Annotated in this window: 25 protein-coding genes and 1 tRNA gene; 7 read left to right on the plus strand and 19 right to left on the minus strand. The window is 56.5% G+C overall.

Going from position 1 to position 20,974, the window contains the following annotated elements; all coding sequences use genetic code 11:
- Positions 1-170 precede the first annotated feature (170 nt).
- From tsf to recG, 3 genes are all read left to right on the plus strand, one after another.
- Complete coding sequence (tsf, locus tag LEPTO7104_RS0131305; protein WP_017302516.1) at positions 171-896, plus strand: translation elongation factor Ts; 726 nt, start codon at positions 171-173, stop codon at positions 894-896.
- A gap of 164 nt (positions 897-1,060) precedes the next feature.
- Complete coding sequence (locus LEPTO7104_RS0131310) at positions 1,061-2,275, plus strand: hypothetical protein (protein WP_017302517.1); 1,215 nt, start codon at positions 1,061-1,063, stop codon at positions 2,273-2,275.
- A gap of 19 nt (positions 2,276-2,294) precedes the next feature.
- A complete protein-coding gene (recG, locus tag LEPTO7104_RS0131315) occupies positions 2,295-4,832 on the plus strand; it encodes an ATP-dependent DNA helicase RecG (protein ID WP_017302518.1) in 2,538 nt (845 codons plus the stop codon).
- A gap of 43 nt (positions 4,833-4,875) precedes the next feature.
- Here the strand turns inward: recG and LEPTO7104_RS0131320 are convergent, their stop codons facing one another.
- From LEPTO7104_RS0131320 to LEPTO7104_RS40875, 3 genes are all read right to left on the minus strand, one after another.
- Complete coding sequence (locus LEPTO7104_RS0131320; RefSeq protein WP_017302519.1) at positions 4,876-6,489, minus strand: cation:proton antiporter; 1,614 nt, start codon at positions 6,487-6,489, stop codon at positions 4,876-4,878.
- A gap of 89 nt (positions 6,490-6,578) precedes the next feature.
- Positions 6,579-8,321 (minus strand): DNA repair protein RecN, encoded by a 1,743-nt coding sequence (recN, locus tag LEPTO7104_RS0131325; protein WP_017302520.1) that lies wholly within the window; start codon positions 8,319-8,321, stop codon positions 6,579-6,581.
- A 516-nt stretch (positions 8,322-8,837) separates the two neighbouring features.
- Positions 8,838-9,233 (minus strand): DUF6228 family protein, encoded by a 396-nt coding sequence (locus tag LEPTO7104_RS40875; RefSeq protein WP_155524027.1) that lies wholly within the window; start codon positions 9,231-9,233, stop codon positions 8,838-8,840.
- A 584-nt stretch (positions 9,234-9,817) separates the two neighbouring features.
- Between LEPTO7104_RS40875 and LEPTO7104_RS37705 the strand changes: the two genes are divergently transcribed.
- Complete coding sequence (locus LEPTO7104_RS37705) at positions 9,818-10,192, plus strand: hypothetical protein (RefSeq protein ID WP_017302522.1); 375 nt, start codon at positions 9,818-9,820, stop codon at positions 10,190-10,192.
- Between the two features lie 169 nt (positions 10,193-10,361).
- Positions 10,362-10,589, plus strand: coding sequence for a hypothetical protein (locus LEPTO7104_RS43995; protein WP_422879864.1), 228 nt, complete (start codon positions 10,362-10,364; stop codon positions 10,587-10,589).
- A 76-nt stretch (positions 10,590-10,665) separates the two neighbouring features.
- On the opposite strand, the gene LEPTO7104_RS0131345 is transcribed toward LEPTO7104_RS43995, so the two are convergent.
- The 3 genes from LEPTO7104_RS0131345 to LEPTO7104_RS0131355 all read right to left on the minus strand — a co-directional run bounded on the left by LEPTO7104_RS0131345 (position 10,666) and on the right by LEPTO7104_RS0131355 (position 14,484).
- A complete protein-coding gene (locus tag LEPTO7104_RS0131345; RefSeq protein WP_017302524.1) occupies positions 10,666-11,718 on the minus strand; it encodes a DUF389 domain-containing protein in 1,053 nt (350 codons plus the stop codon).
- A gap of 177 nt (positions 11,719-11,895) precedes the next feature.
- A complete protein-coding gene (locus LEPTO7104_RS0131350; protein ID WP_017302525.1) occupies positions 11,896-12,960 on the minus strand; it encodes a hypothetical protein in 1,065 nt (354 codons plus the stop codon).
- 219 nt (positions 12,961-13,179) lie between these two features.
- On the minus strand, positions 13,180-14,484 hold the full coding sequence (locus tag LEPTO7104_RS0131355; protein ID WP_017302526.1) for a TldD/PmbA family protein: 1,305 nt from the start codon (positions 14,482-14,484) through the stop codon (positions 13,180-13,182).
- Between the two features lie 179 nt (positions 14,485-14,663).
- On the opposite strand from LEPTO7104_RS0131355, the gene LEPTO7104_RS0131360 reads away from it, so the two are divergent.
- A tRNA-Ser gene (locus LEPTO7104_RS0131360) sits at positions 14,664-14,750 on the plus strand.
- Positions 14,751-15,049: 299 nt separating this feature from the next.
- Complete coding sequence (locus LEPTO7104_RS0131365; RefSeq protein WP_155524028.1) at positions 15,050-15,937, plus strand: site-specific integrase; 888 nt, start codon at positions 15,050-15,052, stop codon at positions 15,935-15,937.
- Here LEPTO7104_RS0131365 and LEPTO7104_RS40880 read toward each other — a convergent pair.
- From LEPTO7104_RS40880 to LEPTO7104_RS0131415, 13 genes are all read right to left on the minus strand, one after another.
- Positions 15,876-16,490 carry a hypothetical protein gene (locus tag LEPTO7104_RS40880; protein WP_155524029.1) on the minus strand — a complete coding sequence of 205 codons (615 nt, stop codon included), beginning with the start codon at positions 16,488-16,490 and terminating at the stop codon, positions 15,876-15,878. The genes LEPTO7104_RS0131365 and LEPTO7104_RS40880 overlap by 62 nt on opposite strands.
- Before the next feature lie 162 nt (positions 16,491-16,652).
- Positions 16,653-16,781, minus strand: coding sequence for a hypothetical protein (locus LEPTO7104_RS42685; protein ID WP_017302529.1), 129 nt, complete (start codon positions 16,779-16,781; stop codon positions 16,653-16,655).
- Positions 16,774-17,232 carry a hypothetical protein gene (locus LEPTO7104_RS0131380; RefSeq protein WP_017302530.1) on the minus strand — a complete coding sequence of 153 codons (459 nt, stop codon included), beginning with the start codon at positions 17,230-17,232 and terminating at the stop codon, positions 16,774-16,776. The genes LEPTO7104_RS42685 and LEPTO7104_RS0131380 overlap by 8 nt, the downstream gene beginning before the upstream one ends.
- Complete coding sequence (locus LEPTO7104_RS40885) at positions 17,216-17,515, minus strand: hypothetical protein (RefSeq protein WP_155524030.1); 300 nt, start codon at positions 17,513-17,515, stop codon at positions 17,216-17,218. Before LEPTO7104_RS40885 ends, LEPTO7104_RS0131380 begins: the two co-directional genes overlap by 17 nt.
- The gene (locus LEPTO7104_RS0131385; protein ID WP_017302531.1) at positions 17,512-18,099 is read right to left on the minus strand and encodes a hypothetical protein; all 588 of its coding nucleotides are present in this window, start codon (positions 18,097-18,099) and stop codon (positions 17,512-17,514) included. The genes LEPTO7104_RS40885 and LEPTO7104_RS0131385 overlap by 4 nt, the downstream gene beginning before the upstream one ends.
- A 4-nt stretch (positions 18,100-18,103) precedes the next feature.
- Positions 18,104-18,832 (minus strand): hypothetical protein, encoded by a 729-nt coding sequence (locus LEPTO7104_RS0131390; protein ID WP_017302532.1) that lies wholly within the window; start codon positions 18,830-18,832, stop codon positions 18,104-18,106.
- Between the two features lie 2 nt (positions 18,833-18,834).
- A complete protein-coding gene (locus tag LEPTO7104_RS36455) occupies positions 18,835-19,038 on the minus strand; it encodes a hypothetical protein (protein ID WP_040697981.1) in 204 nt (67 codons plus the stop codon).
- A 28-nt stretch (positions 19,039-19,066) separates the two neighbouring features.
- Positions 19,067-19,297 carry a hypothetical protein gene (locus LEPTO7104_RS0131395; protein WP_017302533.1) on the minus strand — a complete coding sequence of 77 codons (231 nt, stop codon included), beginning with the start codon at positions 19,295-19,297 and terminating at the stop codon, positions 19,067-19,069.
- A gap of 3 nt (positions 19,298-19,300) precedes the next feature.
- Entirely contained in the window at positions 19,301-19,666 is a 366-nt protein-coding gene (locus LEPTO7104_RS0131400; RefSeq protein WP_017302534.1) for a hypothetical protein, read from the minus strand.
- Positions 19,656-20,009, minus strand: a complete 354-nt coding sequence (locus LEPTO7104_RS40890) for a hypothetical protein (RefSeq protein ID WP_155524031.1) — start codon at positions 20,007-20,009, stop codon at positions 19,656-19,658. The genes LEPTO7104_RS0131400 and LEPTO7104_RS40890 overlap by 11 nt, the downstream gene beginning before the upstream one ends.
- Positions 20,009-20,329, minus strand: a complete 321-nt coding sequence (locus LEPTO7104_RS0131410; RefSeq protein ID WP_017302536.1) for a hypothetical protein — start codon at positions 20,327-20,329, stop codon at positions 20,009-20,011. The genes LEPTO7104_RS40890 and LEPTO7104_RS0131410 overlap by 1 nt, the downstream gene beginning before the upstream one ends.
- On the minus strand, positions 20,329-20,682 hold the full coding sequence (locus LEPTO7104_RS40895) for a hypothetical protein (RefSeq protein WP_155524032.1): 354 nt from the start codon (positions 20,680-20,682) through the stop codon (positions 20,329-20,331). Before LEPTO7104_RS40895 ends, LEPTO7104_RS0131410 begins: the two co-directional genes overlap by 1 nt.
- Positions 20,675-20,935, minus strand: a complete 261-nt coding sequence (locus LEPTO7104_RS0131415) for a hypothetical protein (RefSeq protein ID WP_017302537.1) — start codon at positions 20,933-20,935, stop codon at positions 20,675-20,677. Before LEPTO7104_RS0131415 ends, LEPTO7104_RS40895 begins: the two co-directional genes overlap by 8 nt.
- Positions 20,936-20,974 lie beyond the last annotated feature (39 nt).

Raw genomic sequence — 20,974 nt, forward strand, 5'->3', positions numbered from 1 at the left:
GCCTCTAGGATCTTGCAACCATAGGTTTCCTCCCCCGCCATCAGCCCAGGGGGAGGAAGCATACTCCATAGGCATCCCCGAAAGATGCCCCCAGGGGTTTAAGCTGAATAAGGCTTTCCCCCTTTGTTTGGATTGAGTTCGACGACAGCGCGTTAGGACGTGAAATCACCATGGCAGATATTTCTGCAAAGCTCGTTAAAGACCTGCGCGACAAGACTGGCGCAGGCATGATGGATTGTAAAAAAGCCCTGAAAGAAAATGAGGGCGACATTGAGAAATCTATTGAGTGGCTGCGCCAGAAAGGCATTGCCTCGGCCTCAAAGAAAGAGGGCCGGGTGGCTGCCGAAGGCCTGGTTGACAGCTACATCCATACCGGTGGCCGAGTGGGCGTGCTGGTGGAAATGAACTGCGAAACCGACTTTGTTGCCCGCCGCGACGAATTTAAGTCCCTGGTGCGCGATGTGGCCATGCAAATTGCCGCCTGCCCCAACGTTGAGTATGTGCGCGTCAGCGACATTCCCGCTGATGTCGCCGAGAAAGAAAAATCCATCGAAATGGGCCGCGATGACATCGCCAACAAGCCCGCCGCCATGCAGGAGAAGATCGTCGAAGGACGCATTCAAAAGCGCCTGAAGGAGCTGTCTCTGATGGATCAGCCCTTCATTAAAGACCAGAATATCTCCGTAGAAGAGCTGATCAAGCAGGCTATTTCTAAGCTGGGCGAGAACATTCAGGTGCGACGCTTTTCTCGGTTTGTGCTGGGTGAGGGCATTGAAAAAGAAGAGACTAACTTCGCCGACGAAGTGGCAGCCCAGGCGGGGATGAAGAAGGAAGCCGCCCCAGAGCCTGCGCCACCTGCTCCAGAAGCCTCCGCGAAAAAGAAGAAGAAAAAGTAGATCTAGTCCTTCAGGGCTAGGGGGCGGGGGTGCTGTTGTTGCGCCCCCGTTTTTATATCAACCGAGGTCAAGGCCAGAGTCGGGGGTTTGCCAGGGGAAACCTGTCGCTCCCGAGCGGGACCTGGAATAATTCCTATAATCAGGTATGGCATGGGCAGAGGAGCATGGTAAGGCCGGTCGAAAGCATTCGCAAGGATCTCAACACGCTGGAGGGTGCCACCGCTACCCTGGCCGCCGAGTTTAGCCAAATTTATGCCACCTACCTGACGGTGCTAGGGCACGCGATGCGGCGGCAGGTGATTATGGCGACCTATCACCTCTGCACCCAGGTCTACCCCGAGGCCTTTTTGACGCTGACGGTTAGCGATCGCGCCCGACTCCAGCAGAGCATGCAAAATCTGGGGCGCAAAGCCCAGGGCTGGCTTCAGCAGCTGATGGAGCCCGATCTGTCGCCGCCGGAGATTGACCTGACCCAGCGCCTCGCCCCCGATGACCTGAGCCGCCTGGAGGCCGCCCTGTCCACGCTGGCCGATTCCTCCGAGGGGGGTGAGGTTCGCATCGAGATCTCGACGAAGGGTGACGAGGCTGCGGCAGGCCTGCTGTCCGGCGAGGAAAGCGGAGCCGACCCGCTGGCTGCCGAGGGCCAGAACGAGGAGGCGATCGCCCCAGAGACCAACCCAGAGGCCAATCCAGAGACCGACCCAGACACCTCGGCCCCTGCCTCTGACGCCGAGGCCGCGCCAGAGGCAGGCATTGACCCCAAGAAACTGGTGCAGTCTGTGATCATGGCTGCCATGGCCAACGATGTTGACGAAACCTTTAGCGATCGCCCCTTTACCGGCGATCCGCTGACGCCGACGCTGGTCGCCAAGCACCACCTGATTTTGGAGCAAATGATTCGCGCCGTGCTGGAGCGGGCGTCCAAAAAAGCCAATACCCTGCTCAGAACGGCCCAGGTTATTCCCGACCTGCCGGAGTCGTTGCTGGAGGTGGCTTCGGATGCGGATGGGTTTGCGCCCAAGGGGCGCTCTGTGCCCAACGTGCTAAATGTACTGGTGGCGGTGGCGGGCGACGTCGCCTCAGCGTTTGACCGCCCAGAGCCAGAGGAGGATGACCCCGACGGGGAAACCTCCGGCGACGAGGAGGACGACGACGAGTCCATTGAGGGCACCATGACCCACCTGGCGGCCATTCACCTGCGCCTGGCCGACATTGAGTTTAGCGATGTCCAGGCGGCCCTCTGGCGCAGCAAGCTGCGTACGGCGGTGGGCAGGCTGCGCAAACTGGGCAAGCAGTACCAGCAGGCCGAGCGAGAATTGGCGATCGCCCAGGCCGAGCAAGCCTGGCGATCGGTCTGGTACGACGACTCATCCCGGTAGGATTCTGGGGAATGGACCCATGGCGGACGTACAATCCTCCCTACCCGACTGGGTAAGGCTCCAGCGGGCGCTCTCGGTTGAGGCTGAAACCGGCTTCAACGACCTGGTGGGCAAGCAGCAGAGCTTTAGCGAGTTTTTGCGCGGCAGCCTGCGGCTGCCGCCCCCGGTGCTGCCCCCAGACCAGCAGCAGTCCTGGCAAAGTCTGGCCCAAAAATACGACGGCTACGGCGATCTGAGCTTTGCCCAGCGGCAGCACCTGGTGGCCGAAACCCGCCGCTTTTTGCACGGCACCCAGCGCCTGCTAGAAAAATTTGCCGAAACCAAGGCTCTGCGGGCCAGAGAAAGTGCCGCCCCAGAAGCAGGGGAATCCGCGCTTCCGAAGGCTTCCCGAAAGCCCAAAGCCACGCCCAAGACAACCCAGCTAGCCGAGGCCTCGGGCACCGGCAGCCTTCGGTTTGGTCTCGATCAGCCGGTCACCTATCTCAAGGGGATTGGCCCCAAAAACAGCGATCGCCTCGCCAAGCTGGGCCTGTTCACTGTGCAGGATGTGCTCTTTTACTACCCCCGCGACCATATCAACTACGCCCAGCAGGTCAAAATTCGCGATCTGGAACCGGGCGAAACCGTCACCGTCGTCGGCACCGTCAAGCGCGTCAACTGCTTCACCAGCCCCCGCAACAAAAAGCTCACCATCTTTGAACTCCAGCTCTCCGACGGTAGCGCCACCCTCAAGCTCAACCGCTTTTACCCCGGCAGCCGCTACGCCACCCCCAGCTGGCAGCAGCAGCAAAAGCGCCAGTATCCCCAGGGGGCGGTGGTTGCCGCCTCTGGCCTGGTCAAGGACGGCAAGTTTGGCGTCACCCTGGACGACCCGCACCTGGAGGTGTTGGACAGCCTGAGCGATCGCATCGAATCTCTCACCATTGGCCGCATGGTGCCGGTGTATTCCCTCACCGAAGGCGTGGCGGCAGATTTGGTGCGCAAGGCCGTGGCGGCGTCGCTCCCGGCGATTCCCGAATTGCAGGATCCGCTGCCGGTCGATGTGCGCCAGCGCCATGGGCTGCTGGGGGTGGGACAGGCGATCGCCCAAATTCACTTTCCCGACGACGAAGAAAACCTGGCCAAAGCCCGCCGTCGCCTGGTCTTCGACGAATTTTTCTACCTCCAGCTCGGGCTGCTGCGCCGCCGTCAGCAGCAGCAGGCCCAGCAAACCGCCATCACCCTGGCTCCCACCGGAGCGTTAATCGATCAGTTCTACCAGGTGATTCCCTTCCAGCTGACCAACGCCCAGCAGCGGGTGGTCAACGACATTCTCGCCGACTTGCAGCAGCCCGTACCCATGAACCGCCTGGTACAGGGGGATGTGGGATCGGGTAAAACCGTCGTTGCCGTCGTCGCCACCCTGGCTGCCATTCAGGCCGGATACCAGGCCGCGCTGATGGCCCCAACCGAGGTTCTCGCTGAGCAGCACTACCGCAAGCTGGTGGAATGGTTTAACCAGCTGCACCTCCCCGTAGAGCTGCTCACCGGCTCCACCCGCGCCGCCAAGCGCCGCAAAATGCTGGGGGAGCTGGCAACCGGAGAACTCCCCATCTTGGTCGGCACCCACGCCCTGATCGAAGACCCCGTGCAGTTTCGCGACCTGGGCCTGGTGGTGATCGACGAGCAGCACCGCTTTGGCGTGCAGCAGCGGGCCAGGCTCACCCAAAAGGGCGCCAACCCCCACGTGCTCACCCTGACCGCCACGCCCATTCCCCGCACCCTGACGCTGACCATGCACGGCGACCTGGATGTCAGCCAGATCGACGAGTTGCCCCCAGGGCGCAAGGCGATTCAAACCACCCTGCTCACCAGCAAAGAGCGGCCCCACGCCTACGACCTGATCAAGCGCGAAATTGCCCAGGGACGCCAGGTGTACGTGGTGCTGCCCCTGGTGGAAGAGTCCGAGAAGCTCGATCTCAAATCTGCCGTCGAGGAGCACCAGCGGCTGGCGGAGGTGATTTTTCCCGAATTCACCGTGGGCCTGCTCCACGGGCGCATGTCCTCCGCCGAAAAAGATGCCGCCATTACCGCCTTCCGCAACCAGGAGTCGCAGGTTCTGGTCTCTACGACGGTGGTGGAGGTGGGGGTAGACGTACCCAACGCCTCAGTCATGCTGATTGAGCACGCCGAACGGTTTGGTTTGTCTCAACTGCACCAGCTGCGGGGCCGGGTGGGTCGGGGGGCGGCGCAATCCTTCTGCCTTTTGCTCAGCAGCAGCCGCAGCGAACAGGCTATCCAGCGGCTAAAAGTGCTGGAGCAGTCGCAGGACGGCTTCTTTATCGCCGAGATGGACCTGCGCTTTCGCGGCCCAGGGGAGGTGCTGGGCACCCGCCAGTCGGGGCTGCCCGACTTTGCCCTGGCCAGTCTAATCGAAGACCAGGACGTCCTCATGCTGGCCCGCGAGGCGGCAGAGGCCATGCTGAAAGAAGACCCCACCCTGGCCCGCTGGCCCAAACTGGCCCAGGAGCTTCAGCGGCGCTACGAAAAGCTGATGGGTGGCACCATGATGACCTAACTGGCCTTAGCCCATTGGCCACAGCTACCGTTGGGATTGCCCCTCAGTGCGCTTCGCCGATGCGATCGGGCAGCACCCCCTCTAGCAGGGGCGTCAGGTTATCTTTCAGCTGCCCGCCCCGAATGAACTCGGCGTAGGTGTCGGCCTCGATCGCCAGCAGTTCTTCCCGCATCTGCTCGGAGGCGTACTCGCGAATGGTGTCGTTTTTTTGCTCCAGCCGGGTAATTTTTTCCTTTACTTCCTCTAGCTGACCCTGCACCAGGGCCATCTGGTAGCCGACAAACTCGGGGTCAAACTCCTCGTTGGCTTTCATGTCCTCCAGGCGCTGCATGACGCGGGTAAGGGCGACGCGGTGGGCAGTCATCTGGCTGTACTCCAGGCGCAGGGGCTGATCGCCCAGCAGGCCGAGATATTCCAGCAGCGGTTTGGTGGTGAGGCCCTGCACCAGCAGGGTGAACAGCATGACGCCAAACACAATCGAGATGATCTCCTGGCGATCGCCCAGCACGGCAGGCACGCTCAGGGCCAGGGCCACCGATACCGACCCGCGCAGGCCGCCCCACCACAGCACCGTCTGCCCTTTGATGGGCAGATCCATTTCGGGTCCGGTGATGGCGTTGCTGAGCGCCCCCAGGCCGTAGACGCTGATGGCGCGGGCCACCAGCATGATGACGATCGCGATCGCAATTTTGTCCAGCTCGTTGATCAGCTCCGAAAAATTGGCCTGATCGCCAATCAGCAGAAACACAATCGAGTTGATAAAGAACGAGACAAACTCCCAAAACTCCGACACCACCAGCCGGGTGCGGGGGTTCATGCCAATCCGCGAGCCGAAGTTGCCCAGAATCAGGCCCGTGGTCACCACGGCGATGACGCCGGACCCGCCCAGTTCCTCCGCCACCAGGTAGGTGCCGTAGGCCGACACCAGCGTCAGCGACTGCTCCACCAGGGGAATGTCAAACCGCTGGGTGAGAAACGAGAGGCCAAAGCCAATCAGCCCGCCGATGCTGATGCCCACCCCGGCAAACACCAGAAATCGCGCCACCGTCACCGAGACGTCGAACTGCTCCAGGCCCAGGGCAATGCCCAGCAGCAGGTTAAAGGCCACCACCGCCACGCCGTCGTTGAACAGGCTTTCGCCCTCCATCACGGTGGTGAGTTTTTTATCGACCCCCAGCTCGCGGAACAGGGCCACCACCGAGACCGGGTCGGTGGCCGACAGACTGGCCCCCACCAGCAGGGCCGTGGCCAGGGAGGCTCCGGCAAAGGCCTGCAAGCCCCACACCAGGCTGCCGACGCAGATTACCACCCCCGCGATCGCGTACAGCACCACGGGCACCGAGTACTGCTTCAGGCTCTTCCAGTTGAGGTTCCAGGCGGCCTCAAACAGCAGCGGCGGCAAAAAGATAAACAAAATCAGCTGGGGCGATAGGTTAATCAGCCGCACATCGAGCACCGCCAGGCCCAGGCCCACCAGCAGCAGCAGCAGGGTGTAGGGGATGTTGCGCAGGGCGCTAAACACCCGCGACAGGGTGGCTACCCCCAGCGACACCGACAGCACCAGGCAAAACTGGCGCAGGTGAGCCTCAATCGAGGGGTCTTCTAGCAGCGAGGAGGAATTGTCTAAAAGGGGGTCGACAGCGAGGAAGAAATCCATAGAATGCGGGCCTAAGGTCGAGTACGCGACGGATTGAGACAGCTTCAGGTGGATAATACCAAACCCGACGAGATATCATTCCCCCAGCCCTACAGCTTTGCTCGCAGACTGTCCGCCTGGGACAGCAGCGCCTCAGCAAAGGAGAGCGACTGCTGGTGCGACTCGCCCCCGGCCAGCTGGGCCAGCTCTTCGCGGCGATCGCTGGGCGACAGCGGCAGCACCCGCACCACCGTCCGCTCGGTCTCGCCCTCGGTCGCCTGTGCCCCTTTTGCCGCCACCCCAGCAGCTTCCACCACCTGCTTGCCCACCCGAAAGTGGGCATCGGCCAGGGCCGCCACCATGGGCTGGTGGGTAACGCACAGCACCTGGTGCTGGCGACCGAGCTGGTAGAGCTTCTCGGCGATCGCCTGGGCCACCCGCCCCGACACCCCCACATCGATCTCGTCAAACACCAGCGTGCCCACCGGGTCCACCTGGGAAAAGCAGGCCTTCAGCGCCAGCAGAAACCGGCTCATTTCGCCCCCCGAAGCAGTCTCAGCCAGGGGTTGCAGGGGTTCCCCAGGGTTGGGGCTAAACAAAAACCGAATGCCGTCGGCCCCGGTGGTAGTAGGCGCAATGGGTTTTAGCTCTACCTCAAACTGCACCCGATCCATGGCCAGGGGTTTGAGTTCGTTGACCAGGCGGGTCTCGAGCTGCTGGGCCACGCCCTGGCGCAGCTGGGTGAGCTTGGCGCAGGCCTCTCCTAGGATGTCCTGGGTCTTCTCGACTTCGGCTTCTAGGGCCTCGATGGATTGGCCTTCGCCAGAGAGTTCAGCCAGCGATCGCACCACCTCGTCGCGGTAGGCCACCAGCTCCGGCAGGGAGCGGCTAAAGCGGCGGCACAGGGCCTTGAGCTGGCGCATCCGCTCTTCCACCTCTTCCAGCCGCTCGGGGTCGGCCTCCACGCTGGCCCCGTAGGCATTGATGGCGCGCCCGGCCTCTTCCACCTGGGTGAGGGCTTCGCTGACCATCGCCAAAATCGAGGTGATGGCCGGGTCGTAGCGCTCCATATCGATCAAAATGCCCTCGGCTTTGCCCAGCAGGTCGGCGCAGGCGCTCTCCCCGGCATCGCTCTCGTAGAGAATTTGGTAGGCCGCGTAGCTGTTTTGCTGGAGGTCGACGCTGTGGTTGAGGCGATCGTGCTCCTGGGCCAGGTTGTCGAGTTCCTGAGGGTCGTCAAGCTGAGCCTGCTCTAGATCCTGGCGGTGCATTTGCAGCAGCTCCAGCTGATCGCGGCGCTGCTGGTCGGCCCGGCGACGGGTCTCCAGGCGTTTTTTGGCCTGGGCAGCGGCCTCGTAGGCCTTCGCCACCCGCTGGCGCTGGGCCACCAGGGGGGCACCGCCAAAGCCGTCGAGCCACTCCCGCTGGCGATCGCCCGAGCCGAGCAGCACCGTCTGTCCCTGGGCGGTAATTTCCACCAGCTTTTGGCGCAGGCCCTCTAGCTGGGGCCGGGTGGCGGGGCTGCCGTTGAGAAACGACCGACTGCGCAGGGTTTTGCCCAGGGTTAGCTCCCGGCGCAGCACCAGGGCACCGTCCGCCGGGGGAAAGTCCTGCTCCGCCAGCCAGGTTTGAATGTCTTTTGGTACGTCAAAGGTGGCTTCTACCAGGGCCTTGGCGCTGCCCGATCGCACTAGTCTTTGATTCGCCTTGCCCCCCAGCGCCGCATCGATGGCGTCGAGAATGATCGATTTACCGGCCCCGGTTTCACCCGTGAGCACGTTTAGCCCAGCCTCCAGCCGCAGATCGAGGTGATCGATCAGGGCAAAGTTCTCGATGTGCAGGGCGGTCAGCATAGGGGCGATGTTCCAGTACCCACGTATTTTAATGGGAAGTCCTGTGGATACGCCGCTGAAAAGGGGCAGAACTTAGAGGTTACTGCTTTGCCTGTAGCCATTCTAGTGATGCCGACCCCACCGTAGAGCACCCGAGCCACCCCCTGCCTGAGCATAGAGTTCATACACAATAGACGCAGGTTGGGTGACCTTCCGTTTCGCCCAACACACTGAAACTAAGCTTTAAGCCTTTAATTTGTCGCGATGGAGTAGGGGTGCGATCGCATGTATCGACGGTAAAAACGTAGATGGCTTCTGGGATTTGGGGCAGCGATCGCGCATGGATGAACACAGAAATTTGTGCGCTTAGGGCAGGTTATTTAGCAAGAAAACTATTAGGGGAACTGAGTTTCGCTGGCGCCATAGCGAGGTAAGAGTTAACGATTCGGTTCAGCGGCAGCAGTATTCTCGAACTCGGAACTGGAGCTATCGGATGTCCGCTGCAACCGACTGGTTATGCCGCCACATGGGTCAAATCTAACACCTACTAAACAATGCCTTCATTTCGTTTGCTATTTTTTCAAGTTGTCCAGCTTCGACCTCTACATTGAACTTTGCAGACCATAACTCAGGAGCATCACGTCCTACCAACTCGACCTTGAGCGCAATATGCCCTAATCTGTCTGAAGTGCAAGAGAGACTAAAGTCACCCTCAATAGCATCCCAGGTTTTCGCCCCTTCCCAGCCTGTCCAGTTTTCTGCCATCTCCATAAACAAGCTGACTAACTGCTCACAGTCTCCGGTGTAAACCCAAACTCGATGTGATGCACTTAGAGACGCGCTTGAAAATGTGACTGTAAAGTATTCATTCCCAACTTCTGAAAATTCCAGCTTTGCCCCTGTATTTGCAGACTTGATTGTTACTTTGGACATTGCATGCTCAATACGAAAACGAACGACGATCGCCCCACCAATAATTGAATATACCGCTTTGCCAACAATCTCAAGGTTACTAAAGTCTGAGTGCTAACAGATAACCTTGTGGTTGCTGTCCTTGCCGGGGACTTGCGGCATAACAAGTTATTGGACTGATCTAATCTGCCTATATCCCTACTATGGGGTAGATATGCAGATAATCCGATGCATAATCACCTCTTGAAGGCAGATAGGCGGCGAATAATCTGCATAATAGCCTTCGCAAGGGTAGATAGGCAGAACTAATCTGCCTAAATATCTGCTAGAGCATCGTTCCATCCTATACGGTTGACGGAGAGCGTCTGTATCAGTACTCTTTTACGTTAAGCCGTTCAGCAGAGCGGTGTTCACACAGAACTCGAAAATCTTGGCGCTGCCTGAAGGTGCGGGAACACCAACAGACAGCTAACCCCGCAAGTCTCTCGGGCAGATTGCGAGGCTATGGTCATCGTACCCTAGCCCCCCCAGTTTGCACTTTAACTGCGGGTGGCTGGGGTTTTCGCGTTCTGTCTTCCTAACCCACAAAAAGGAAAACAGAACCGATGTTTGACTATCTCGAACCCGACACCAGCGATGATCAAGGGAACCCAGGGACCGGGTCCCTGCCGCTCTCATCAGAGATTGGCGGCCAAGGCCAAGGCACCCGGTCCCTGCCCCGCTCCCTCAACCCCGAGAAGGTGCGCCACATGCTCTACGGCAGCTTGGCGGGCATCGACCGCACCATCAAAATCCTCCACGCCCTCGGCTACACCGACCCCAACGACTGGAGCGACCCCATCCCCGTGCCACCGAGCGCTGGGATGGGTGACACAGCCCGGTCGCTTCGTCTCCGCTCAGCGACTGGAGCCGAGATGCCAGCATCGGGCGGAGTCGAGATGTGGATGGCCATTGCTACCAAAACCGTGCTGATTGAGTAGCGCACCCCACCCGCCCCCGATGGCAAAGCGTATGCCGTCGGGGGCGCGATCGCCCCTATCCAGCCCACTGTTCCCAACTCGGCCTGTTGAACAGCCCATTTAACAATCCGAGGCTGCGATCAAGCATGTTGACCCCGCGATCAAACATATTGACCTCGCGATCAAACATATTGACCCCGCGATCGAACATATTGACCCCGCGATCAAACATATTGACCCCGCAATCAAGCATGCTGATCCCGCGATCAAACATATCGACCCCGCAATCAAGCATGCTGATCCCGCGATCAAACATATCGACCCCGCAATCAAGCATATTGACCCTGCGATCAATCATATCGCCCCCGCTGTGAAGCATATCGACCCCGCAATATGCTTTACTGGCACAGCGATATAGCAAAGTGGCACAGCTGTGCAAAGTGCAAAACTCACCCATCGCTGCCAGCATTGATTGACCCAGCCAGCAGCGTTTCTCAAGGGCTAGCGGGCACCAAAAACTCCTCCACCGGAATCACCCGCAGATGGAGTTCGACCGATCGCTTGAGCTTGTCCGCTAAAAACGCCTGCGATGCTCTGACATCCCCCGCCGAAATCGAGTTGGCCGGTGCCACAACATCCAAAATAACCACCAGCACCCCGTCTTTTTGCTGGAGGTCGAGCGCCCGCAGCTCGGCCTTATTCGACAGGGGCATCTCGTTGCGCACCAGATAGCCCACCCGTTCGCGCGAGTTGGCCTGAACCAGCAGCTTGTTGAGCGAAAGCCCCAGGGGAATGCCAATGACCACCATCATTAGTGTAGACAACACAATGCCGCCCTGGGCCCGCTCCAGGGTGCCATAGCGCTGCCACAAAAAGACCAAAATGCCGCTGAAGATAATGCCGATCAGGTTGGTGACAAACAGCAGGCTGGCCCCCCCAAACACCGCCGAGTTGAGCAGCGCCAGGCCAATACCAATGGTGCTCAGCGGCGGTACCAGCGCCACGGCGATCGCCACCCCCGGAAAGGCGTCGGCAATATATTTGCGCGATTTTGCATAGGCTCCCGCCGCCCCCGCCGCCATCGCCACCATCAAATCCAGCAGAGTTGGCTCGGTGCGCAGCAAAATTTCTTCGGTCAACACCTGTAGCCCAATCAGCTTGGCAATCACCATGGAGCTGGCAATGGTGGCGACCGTACCCCACAGCACCGTCAGGCCCGCCCGCTTCATCAGGCGGCGGTTAGAAATGGCGATCGCGTAGGCAATGCCAATAATTGGCCCCATCAGCGGAGCAATAATCATCGCCCCGATCACCGTGGCGGTGCTGCCCGCCAGCAGCCCCAGGGTCGAAATCACCCCCGACAGCGTCAGCATCACAAAAAAGCTCAGCGACGGCACCGATTCCCGCCACAGCAGCCGATTCAGGCTGGCCACCGTGGCCGGTTTGCTCTTCAGCCACTGCCAGTCGCCGCTGTTGCTCAGCCACAGTTTGCGCTTCTGGCGGCGGAGGCGAGCCAGCATTTTGAGATATTGGTACCGCTGCGTCATCGCCTGCCACCACGCTGTAGAGGTAGCCCCATTCTCCAGCACCGGAGAACCCTTTGCGCCAAATTGAAACCGTCGTTAAAGTCGGCCCCAGTCCGCCATCGTCCCTTGGGATGCCGCCCAAAATGCCCCCAGGGGCGCTATCTGAGACGCTCCCAGAGACACCGCGCTGTTTTGGGGTTACAGCCCCGAAAAGCGAACCCCGTAGGAAATCTCCTCGATCGGCACGTTTTCGCTGTCCCAGTCGTCGTAGCGCAGCTGCAAGCGCTTTTCTCCGGCATAACCCACCAGCTTGCCGCTGTAGCGCTTGGCCTCGGTGCCCAGGCTTTGAATTCGCACGGTGCCGTTAAATACCGTGGCGCGGGCCAGATAGATCACCAGATCGTCGCGCGAGGGGCGGTTTACCGTGGTGCTGGCGGTGAGGTGGCCCAGGCCGCGCTCATCCATCTCCTGGCCCAGGGCCATGGCCGTATTGCGAATGCCGCGAATCGCCACGATCGCAGAGGCCACCGCCATGGTGATATCGACCCCCTCGTCGGTCAAAATCTGCTGGCTCGACAAAAACTGAAAGTTGCGCTCGCCCAGGTCGCTGCGAATGCGGCGGTGGATCAGGTTCTCGGGCTGGAAGTGGCTCAGCGCGCCGACGATCGCGCCGCAGGCGGCCCGAGGTTCCCGCCAGGGCGACTCGCGGGTCTTGCCGTAGACCTGCTTGCCGTCTTCTTGAATGCGGCCCACGTGGGTTTTGAGGTCGATCGCCACCAGCGAAATCGACTGGGGGTTGCCCTCGTAGACCCGCCGCTTCAGCTTTTCATCCAGCTCGTGGGCCACGGTGACGTGGGCCAGCGTCGCGCCATTGTCGGTGCCGCCCCCGGCGGGGAAAAACGCCTCCAGCTTCAGTTCGCCAATTTCGGACAGGGTGGCGAACCGCGAGGCCACCACATCCCGGTAGCGCTTGGTCGCCTCGCCCTGGTGAATGCGATCGCCGCAGTTGGTGTAGGCCAGCGTCGTCACCGCGCTAGGCAGGCTCATGTCGGCCCCGCAGGCGCCAATATCGGTGGGGCTGGCCCCGGCAAACTGAAGCTCGTCGCGCAGCAGCTGGAGGCCTTTGATCAGGGCGTAGCGATCGCTGACAATCTCATTGAGATAGTTGTGGTAGGCATTGCGCTCCATGCCAAAGCTGGCCGAGAGCTGCCAAAACCGCTCAATTCGCGCCTGGCTGGGGGCTGCGTCAAAGGGCAGAGCCATAGCATAAAGACCCTTTTCTAAGGAAATGGCACCTCTAGAATCATGCCATGGCAGCAGCTTAGCCCAAAAGCTACCCGCAAAAACCCGGCCCTTAGGCAAACCGGCTCAAATTTTCACTGGCCAGAGGTTCATAGGCCCCAAACTTCCGCCTCAGAGTGCCAGCTACCGGGCTGCGGGTGCCCAGCGATCGCCAGAGATCTCATCCGCAGGCCCAAGCAATCATCCGCTGGTAATCGACAGTCCATCCAGCAGCACCGAAGGCGTATAGCAAGAGCCATTCCAGTCGCCATCGCTGCCCAGCTCTACGCGGTCTTTGAGCGCAGTGTAGATATTGCCCGCCACCATGGTGTCTTTGACGCGGCCCACCAGCTGGCCCCGGTGAATGCGATAGCCCAAATCAATATTCACCGAAAAATCGCCCGATATGCCCGCCCCGCCGCCCAAAATTTGGTCCACCAGCACGCCGTTTTCAACGCTCGCAATCAGCTCATCCAGCGATTTTGCTCCCGGCTGCACCAGGGTGTTGTAAAGGCTGGGAGTTGGGTAGCTGCCCAGGCCGGGGCGAAAGCCGTTGCCGGTGGACTCGGCCCCCAGGCTGCGGCCCACGGTGCGATCGCAGTAAAACAAATTCACCACGCCATTTTCGATAAATACCAGCCGCTGGGTGGGGGTGCCCTCATCGTCAAAAGGGCAACTAAACGGGCCGGCCTCGGGGTCTTGCCGCAGGGTAATGCGCGATGAGGTCATCTGCTCCCCCAGGGCGTTGCTCCAGGGCGACGATCGCTCCAGCACTCGCTTGCCGCTGAGGGCCGATTGCAGCGTATCCCACACCATATCGGCGGCCTTGGCGGTAAAAATCACCGGCATGCGCCCGGAGTTTATGGTCGCGGCCCGCTCCGCCCAGGCCAGTCGCTGCAGCACCTGATCGCTCAGGGCTTCGCCATCGAGGCTGTCGCGCTGGGTCTGGCCGTCGCTCACGCTCAAAAAATCGTCGCCCCGCACCCAGTCTGCCGACAGGTAGCTACTCAGGGTGGCGTCGCTGTAGCGGCAGTCAAGCCCTTTGGTGTTGAGAATGCGGGTAGTTTCCACATCGCACTCAAGGTCCACGCCGCAAATCACCTCGGGATAGGCGCTGCGAATGCGATCGATCATCCCCTCGCCCCACTCGATCAGCTGCTCCACCGGCACCTCCTGGCCCATGTCGGGGTAGCGGTGGCGGCCACCCTCTACCAACTCAATGGTCTCAGGATCGTTGAGGTCGCTAATGGCCAGAGCCTTATCGATAATCGCCTCTGGATCAACGTTGCCGTAGGCTACCGCCAGCCCCGGCCTGCCATTGACCCACAGGCGCAGGGCCGTACCCAGAGCCGCCGAGCTTTCCAGCTGCTTCAGGCGGTTAGCCTCAAAAAATACGGGCCGCGATCGCGATCGCGATTGCAGCACCTCCGCTGCTTCGGCTCCGCGCTTTAGGGCCAGGTCAATCAGTTTCTCGGCCAGCAAATCGTCGGAAAGACCAGGCAGCATAGCAGTCCGTTGGCAGGGGCGTAACACAGTTCCCTTCATCTTCCTGGATTGCGGGTTCCCTGCAAAGGGCGCGGGGATAGATAACAGGCCAGGGACAATGGCACCATCGACAGTTTTTAGGGTTTTTTGCCTTGGGGTCACCCTCCCCCCCATTCAGCGGTAGAATAGCAAAGCCCCTTGGAGAGGTGGCAGAGTGGTTGAATGCGGCAGTCTCGAAAACTGTTTGGGGGTCACACCTCACGAGGGTTCGAATCCCTCCCTCTCCGTACCCGGCAAGGCTTTCGGCGGTTTAGGCACGATCAGTTAGATCGACCTAGACCTAGCCTAACTGGGGTGATTCGTGAGAAATTTAGGTCTGCAAAAAAGACCTAGACCTAGTGCCATGATTACCACCGAGCAGCTTGAGAGGGCCAATAAAGGGCTAAGTCATTGCCGGATAGTTTTGAAACCCGGCTATCAAACACTCTGCCTAAAGGCTACTCTTCCGCCCAAGCCAGGGCAGGAGGGTAAGCGACGGCAGCAGATTATCTCCATCAAGTGCAAGGCCACTGGTCCAGGTCTGAAGGTGGCTAAAGCTCATGCCCAGCGGCTCGATAGTGAGCTGGCCTTGAATAGATTTGCCTGGGAGAACTGGGGCTATCGGCAAAAGCAAGCCGCTCAGAGCAGGCCCCTCGACGGGTTCATTGCGATCAAGCGGAGTCAGATTCAACCATCCAGCCTCAGTCTCTACCTGCCCATCGTGGGCCAGATAGAACAGCTTGGCGGTGAGCTGACCACTGAGCAGCTGGTGGCCCTGGTGCGCGATCGCAGTGAAGACCACTCGAAGAATCGCAAGACCTGGTGCCAGGTCTGCGCTCAAGTGGCTGAGTATCTGGGCCTCGACCCCAAGCCTATCAGGGCCATAGCCGGAAGATACCAGGCTAAACCCGTAAACCCATCTGACCTTCCCACAGACGATCAGATCATCGAAATCTGGGAAGGCATGGGGGAGCACTGGCAATGGTTCTACGGCATGATGGCCACCTATGGGTTGAGGCCCCATGAGTGTTTCCATGTCGATACCGAAGTACGCCAGGGTACATTGATCGCAAACGTGCGGAAGGAAACTAAGACCGGAGCCAGAATCGTACTGCCGTTGCCGGGGGAATGGTGCGATCGCTTCAACCTGGCCAGTAAGCGTTTGCCCGATATCATCACAGAGGGGCGAGATAACCGCAGGCTCAGTGAACGGATCAGCCTACGGTTTCGGGACAAACAGGTGCCCCACACACCCAAGGCATTAAGACACGCCTATAGCTGTCGTGGGGCACGGTACGGTATTCAACCGGACGTTATGGCCCGAATGATGGGGCATTCAATTTCGGTTCACTGCAAGACCTATCAGGCAGCGATCAGCTTGACTCAGTACCAGGCTGTGTTTGCTCAGGCTGAGTCCCTGATAAATCGCTCTTAGTCTCTGTCCCTTGCTGCAACCACGTATCGAGCAAAGAGGCCAGAAGCATGGCGTTTAATGTGGCCTCAAAATCGGCCAAAGGCATTACCAAAACTTTGTCTTTTTCGATGAGATTTGACACAGCAATTTTCAGCACAACCATGTTGTATTCGTCATGGGTGCCAATCCATAAACCAGTTGAATCATCTGGGGGAGTAAACTTTACGCCTTCAGATTCTAGATTCTGTTTGATTTCAGGAAATGTTTCGGGGTGAATGACAGCAAACTCACTTCCAAAAAGTGGCTGAATAGAACCAGAAGCTTCCTTTAGCTGGTTGAACATATCTTTGCCAGTAATCATGATTAATTTGGGTAAAGAACTAAAGTCTGTAGGTTGGATTTTTGGCTGCCGCCTCACAGCTCGGAGAGTCGTTGCAGTAGCGAACGTTTTGAGTAACGCTGCCTTTGGGTAAATCGTAGTCGTGGCTGGTGTCAGAAGACACCACGCTAATGAAAGAATCGGGCCGCATTCGACGGCAAATGTGACATCTCCATTCAAGATTGGCAGGGTCAAACATAAATTAAATCCATCAAGATCTGAAGAGATATTCTAAATACTCCAGCAAACTTTTCAAAGGGTTGCGATTCATAATGATTGCTTCTACGATCACTCCAGTACAAAGGATTAAGAAGCATAGAGCAGCTAACCCTAATGCAAACTGCCAAGGGATAAATATCATTCTTCCTCCTGAGAAGTAAGTTCGTTGAGCCAGTCTTGAATCATTGTTTCGACATATTCAACTTCACGACGTTGTAAGCGCAGAAGCATTTCGGTTAGAAATTCAATGTCTTTTTCTTTATCCATCTTCGTCGCCTTCAATGTAAAAAAACTGGCTGCCAGGTGGTAGATCGTAGCGCTCAGCCGTATCGGCTGATTCTTCAATGTCGCTCAACTCTTCAATGTGAATGCCACACACTGAGAGCATTCGCTGCCAGTCGCCATAAAATTCGTTGTAGGCCATCATGGCCAGCAAAGCGTGATCAGAAATGTTTATGTCAATGCTCATGCCTCCTTCGAGTTTGAGCGTTTCCCCGTAGTGGCGACGGCACCAGTTGGCATGAATGATGTCAACAGCACTGGCCTCTTTACCAGATAGGTAGATATCTACTTGGGCCGGAGTCAATCCGTAGGTGGCACAGTAGAGCCACTTCCCAAAAGCATGAAAGTCAACCCGGATAGGTCGGGGAACTAGCGATTGACAGTCTTCACAATCGGCCTTGAGACGAAGGGCAAATTCTCTAATCAGCTTCTTCATTTCGAGGAATAGCGTAAGTATTAGGGTGAACTCTAGACTCAAGAGTAACGACTTCAAACGTTTCGGTTTGCAGTTCAAAGAGTGGTGGATCTAAAAGGGAAACAGCCACTTCAACTACTTCATAACGCCCTGAAGTCCCAAGCTGTTGATTTACTATTTGACAAGCTCTGACTGCTTCTGATTCTTGAAAGAAAATATAAGAGGCATCAGAGTTGCCATAGGCTTTGACTATATCAAAACCGCTTTTGCGCTTGAGCAAAACCATCCAGCATTGTTGTGTCATAGCTCTTTACCACTTTCATCAAAATAGTCGTAATAGCCTTCATCATCTGGAGTATAAAGTAGCATTTCAGGATCAGAAGATATAGAAGGAGATGCAGGGAGAAAAGAATAATTCAAATCTTCTTTCAAATCCTCTAGAGAAAGCATGGGCAAAAGACCATTCATCCAGGGAATCATGATAATTGTCATTCCATGAATATGGCGACGACCGTTAATTGCTAGTGGAGCGCTAATGTCAAACGTCATTGGATCGTTAAAAGCTTCTCGATAAAGCTTGTACTGTTCATCTCGACCAACTAACAAGAATTTGGGCAGCTTGCCAGATTGCTCATAAACAGCAATTGCTGTCTCATAGGCCATTTCTATTAACTCAGAGTCAGGGCCAACTTGAACCTCTGTATAGTTAACATTGACCCGTCTTTCCTTGTAGTCAGTTGCCCCAGCTTTTTTTAGAAGCCAGGTTAGAAATCGTTTTACCCTGGGTCGTTTAATTGAGGAAAGATCGTAGGAATCACGAATAGCCTCAAATAAAACAGACTGAGATCTGTCAAGAACGGCAACTTTATAAGACTTGGGAGAGAACATGGAATCACCTTGTAAATTGAAATTGAGTAGACATCTCGGGAAGCTTGGCAATTTCGTCCAAGACTTCAAAGAAGACAAAGATTAGATCGTCTGAATCAAATGATCGACCACTAATCAGCAGCTTCATTTGAATCTCTTCGAGAATACTATTTGCTGCCTTGCGCTCAAGGGTGTCGCCCTTGTAACCTCTGGCGATCGTGATGAACTGGTGGGCCACACCATCCCAATGCTGGGCAATGTGAGCCTGAACCAATGCCCTAATCTCCCTATCGGTCCAGGGCTTGGCCTTGGCCTTGCCGTTGCCCTTGGGAGCCAGCTTGGCGGCTAGTGTGGCACTATGCCTGTCGGAGTACAGTACCACCGGCATAAACACCTGGGGCTTGTGCCGTGTCACAAAATCATCGGTCAGATCACTAACCGTTATGATGCTGTCGATCGATTGAGCTACCTTGAGACAGGTCAGACGGGCACGGTCTGCAAGCCCCGGCTGCGCGTCAACTCTGGCCACTATGAGCGATGCACCACCGGGCAGGTAGACCCAGGTTCCAGGGGCGACAAATGCTCTGCCGTCGAGGAATCGAGCGCACCAGCCCCCGCCCCATTGGTCCTGCAATTCACGAATGCGGGCCGATGTGCGCTGGGCTAGGGCCTGCCGTTCTGCATGAGCTTGGAAGACCTGCCGGTGTAGCTCTTGCGGCGTTTTAGGAATCGAAGAAAAAATGTCGAGCTGCATGGTCAGACAATGAAGTTGCTAAGTCCTGTCTTGGTCTGTCGTCCATTCCTGACTTCTTCTAGGCGACGGACAGACATCAGAGAACTGATGATGAAAACAAGGCCAAGATCAGCAGGATTAAAATAGCCTCGAAATACCAAAGCAATTCCGAGGTAAACAAACATCCGAAATAACCAGTAGAGAAGAATATAGGTAAAGTTAGACATGGAATTGGTCCAGTAAGTAAATGGTTGATTAGCACTCTTCAAGTGCTGACTTGTTGGGATCGATAATCTTGAACGATGATATGTTTTCTACAACAATTGTGACCCGTTCATCAGGCTCACAATCTGACGTTTCATAAGCAATCATCGTTAGAAGGCGATCAAGAATGTGATGCTCAACGTACAGATGTGGGTTCTGCTCTGAGACATAAAACGTGTCACCGTTGTTCATTCGGATAGCGGCAACTCTAAGTGGATTCATGGTTCACTCCAAAATAAAATCTTTGATATCAGACCAAAGTTGATAGAAAACATAGAGTGCTTCATCGGGTTCGATGTAGCCAGCTGCATAGGAATCTTCAAGCCAATACTGAGCGATCGCAAACATCAGTGAAAGCTCATAAGGTGGCAAGCCTTCTATCCACCGAGGATCGGAAGGATCTACGTTATAAGCCTCGATCTCTGCTTTACTGCCACGAGCACGAAAATAAACATAGATTCCCGACTCATGGCCTAGCTCCATTTGAAAAGGGCAGCGCCCACCAATCATCAAGATGTTGTCAAAACCAAATAAAGCTAGAGTTTTATTAACTACGTTTAGCCAATCATAATTTTCAGCTTCAGGATTCATAAAGTGTCCTTGGTAACGTATCTTCAAAGCATTCGTGCTGTTCACCAATCAGTGTGACTTGATTGATGTTAGTGATATCCCTGGCTCTTTTACGCAAGGCAATGTTATTGCCTGGGCCAAGCTGATTCATGAACCAGCCCAGGCAATAAGCATCTTCGAGTTCATGGCAGATCATGACTCGGAGTTGATTGCTATCTAGACCGTATAAGTCATCAGCTTTAGCAATAGTCGATTCAAGCCCTTTATGCTTTTCCAAGTCATAGCCTGGAATATCGAAAGGATCGGCATCGACTCGCCAAGGGCATCCTCTACATTGCCTAGTTCGCTTCAACTCTTCAGGCATTAATAGCGCTCCTCTGGTGGAATTTTGAGAAATTCACCGTACTTAGAGATGTTAATCTTCCAAGCATTTTGAGTGGAGTCAGCGGCCATATCATTGCGATAATGGATGCCGTATACCAAGAGAGACTTTTGACCGGCTAGACGTTTAGCCTCAGCCGCTTCAATCTCCTCCATGATTAGGCGGCGAGACTTTCCAAAGAAAGCAACAGCCTCATTTGGTGTGACCCATTTGCCCACAGGCAGGCCAAAGGCTTGAACCAGTGCTTCAAGAAACTCAACCCGTTCAGTTAATTGCTGAACCAATAAAGTATCTGTGACCATTACCACGTTATGCCAATTTCTTCTAAAGTTTCGGACTCACCCGTACAGCACGGGCCACAAAGATTTGTTCCGCCCATTCCTCCTTGAATAAATAGTTCTGTTTTGCAGGACTGACAAAACTCTTTGCATTCACCGTTTGGATTATTTATCCAGTCTTGACACCAGATATAGCCTTCTCTGGTTGGATGTTTTTCTGGATAAGAACCAAGGAAACTGTCGGGGGACTCTGCCTGGAGCTGATGTTCCAAGCATTTTTTTACTCCGTCTTGCCAGAGTGCATGAGCTACTGAATGAGTGCTGGTCGGATAAGGATTTGCAGCGGACATCGCTTGCAAAATAATTGAATCAGACATCTTCTTCTCTAAGATGTAAAAGCGTTTTTACTTCGGATAACGGCATCAAGTGGCCCAGGTGAGCCACCATGACGGCACAAAGATTTACCTTCAATGAGTCAAAGTCAAGTCCATCAGCTGGGTAGGCTGACAGAACACAGTCGATCGCTTCATCAACGATCGTTTCGATTACTTGACTGGCAGGGCTGTTGACAATGCAAACTGCTGGGGAGGCGATTTCAGTCTCGGTGGTTTCGACAAGATTCATAGTCATGGTGGTATAGCCCCTGGGTTTCCAGGGGCGGCTAAGATA

It is taken from the genome of Nodosilinea nodulosa PCC 7104, from assembly GCF_000309385.1.
Lineage (GTDB): Bacteria > Cyanobacteriota > Cyanobacteriia > Phormidesmidales > Phormidesmidaceae > Nodosilinea > Nodosilinea nodulosa.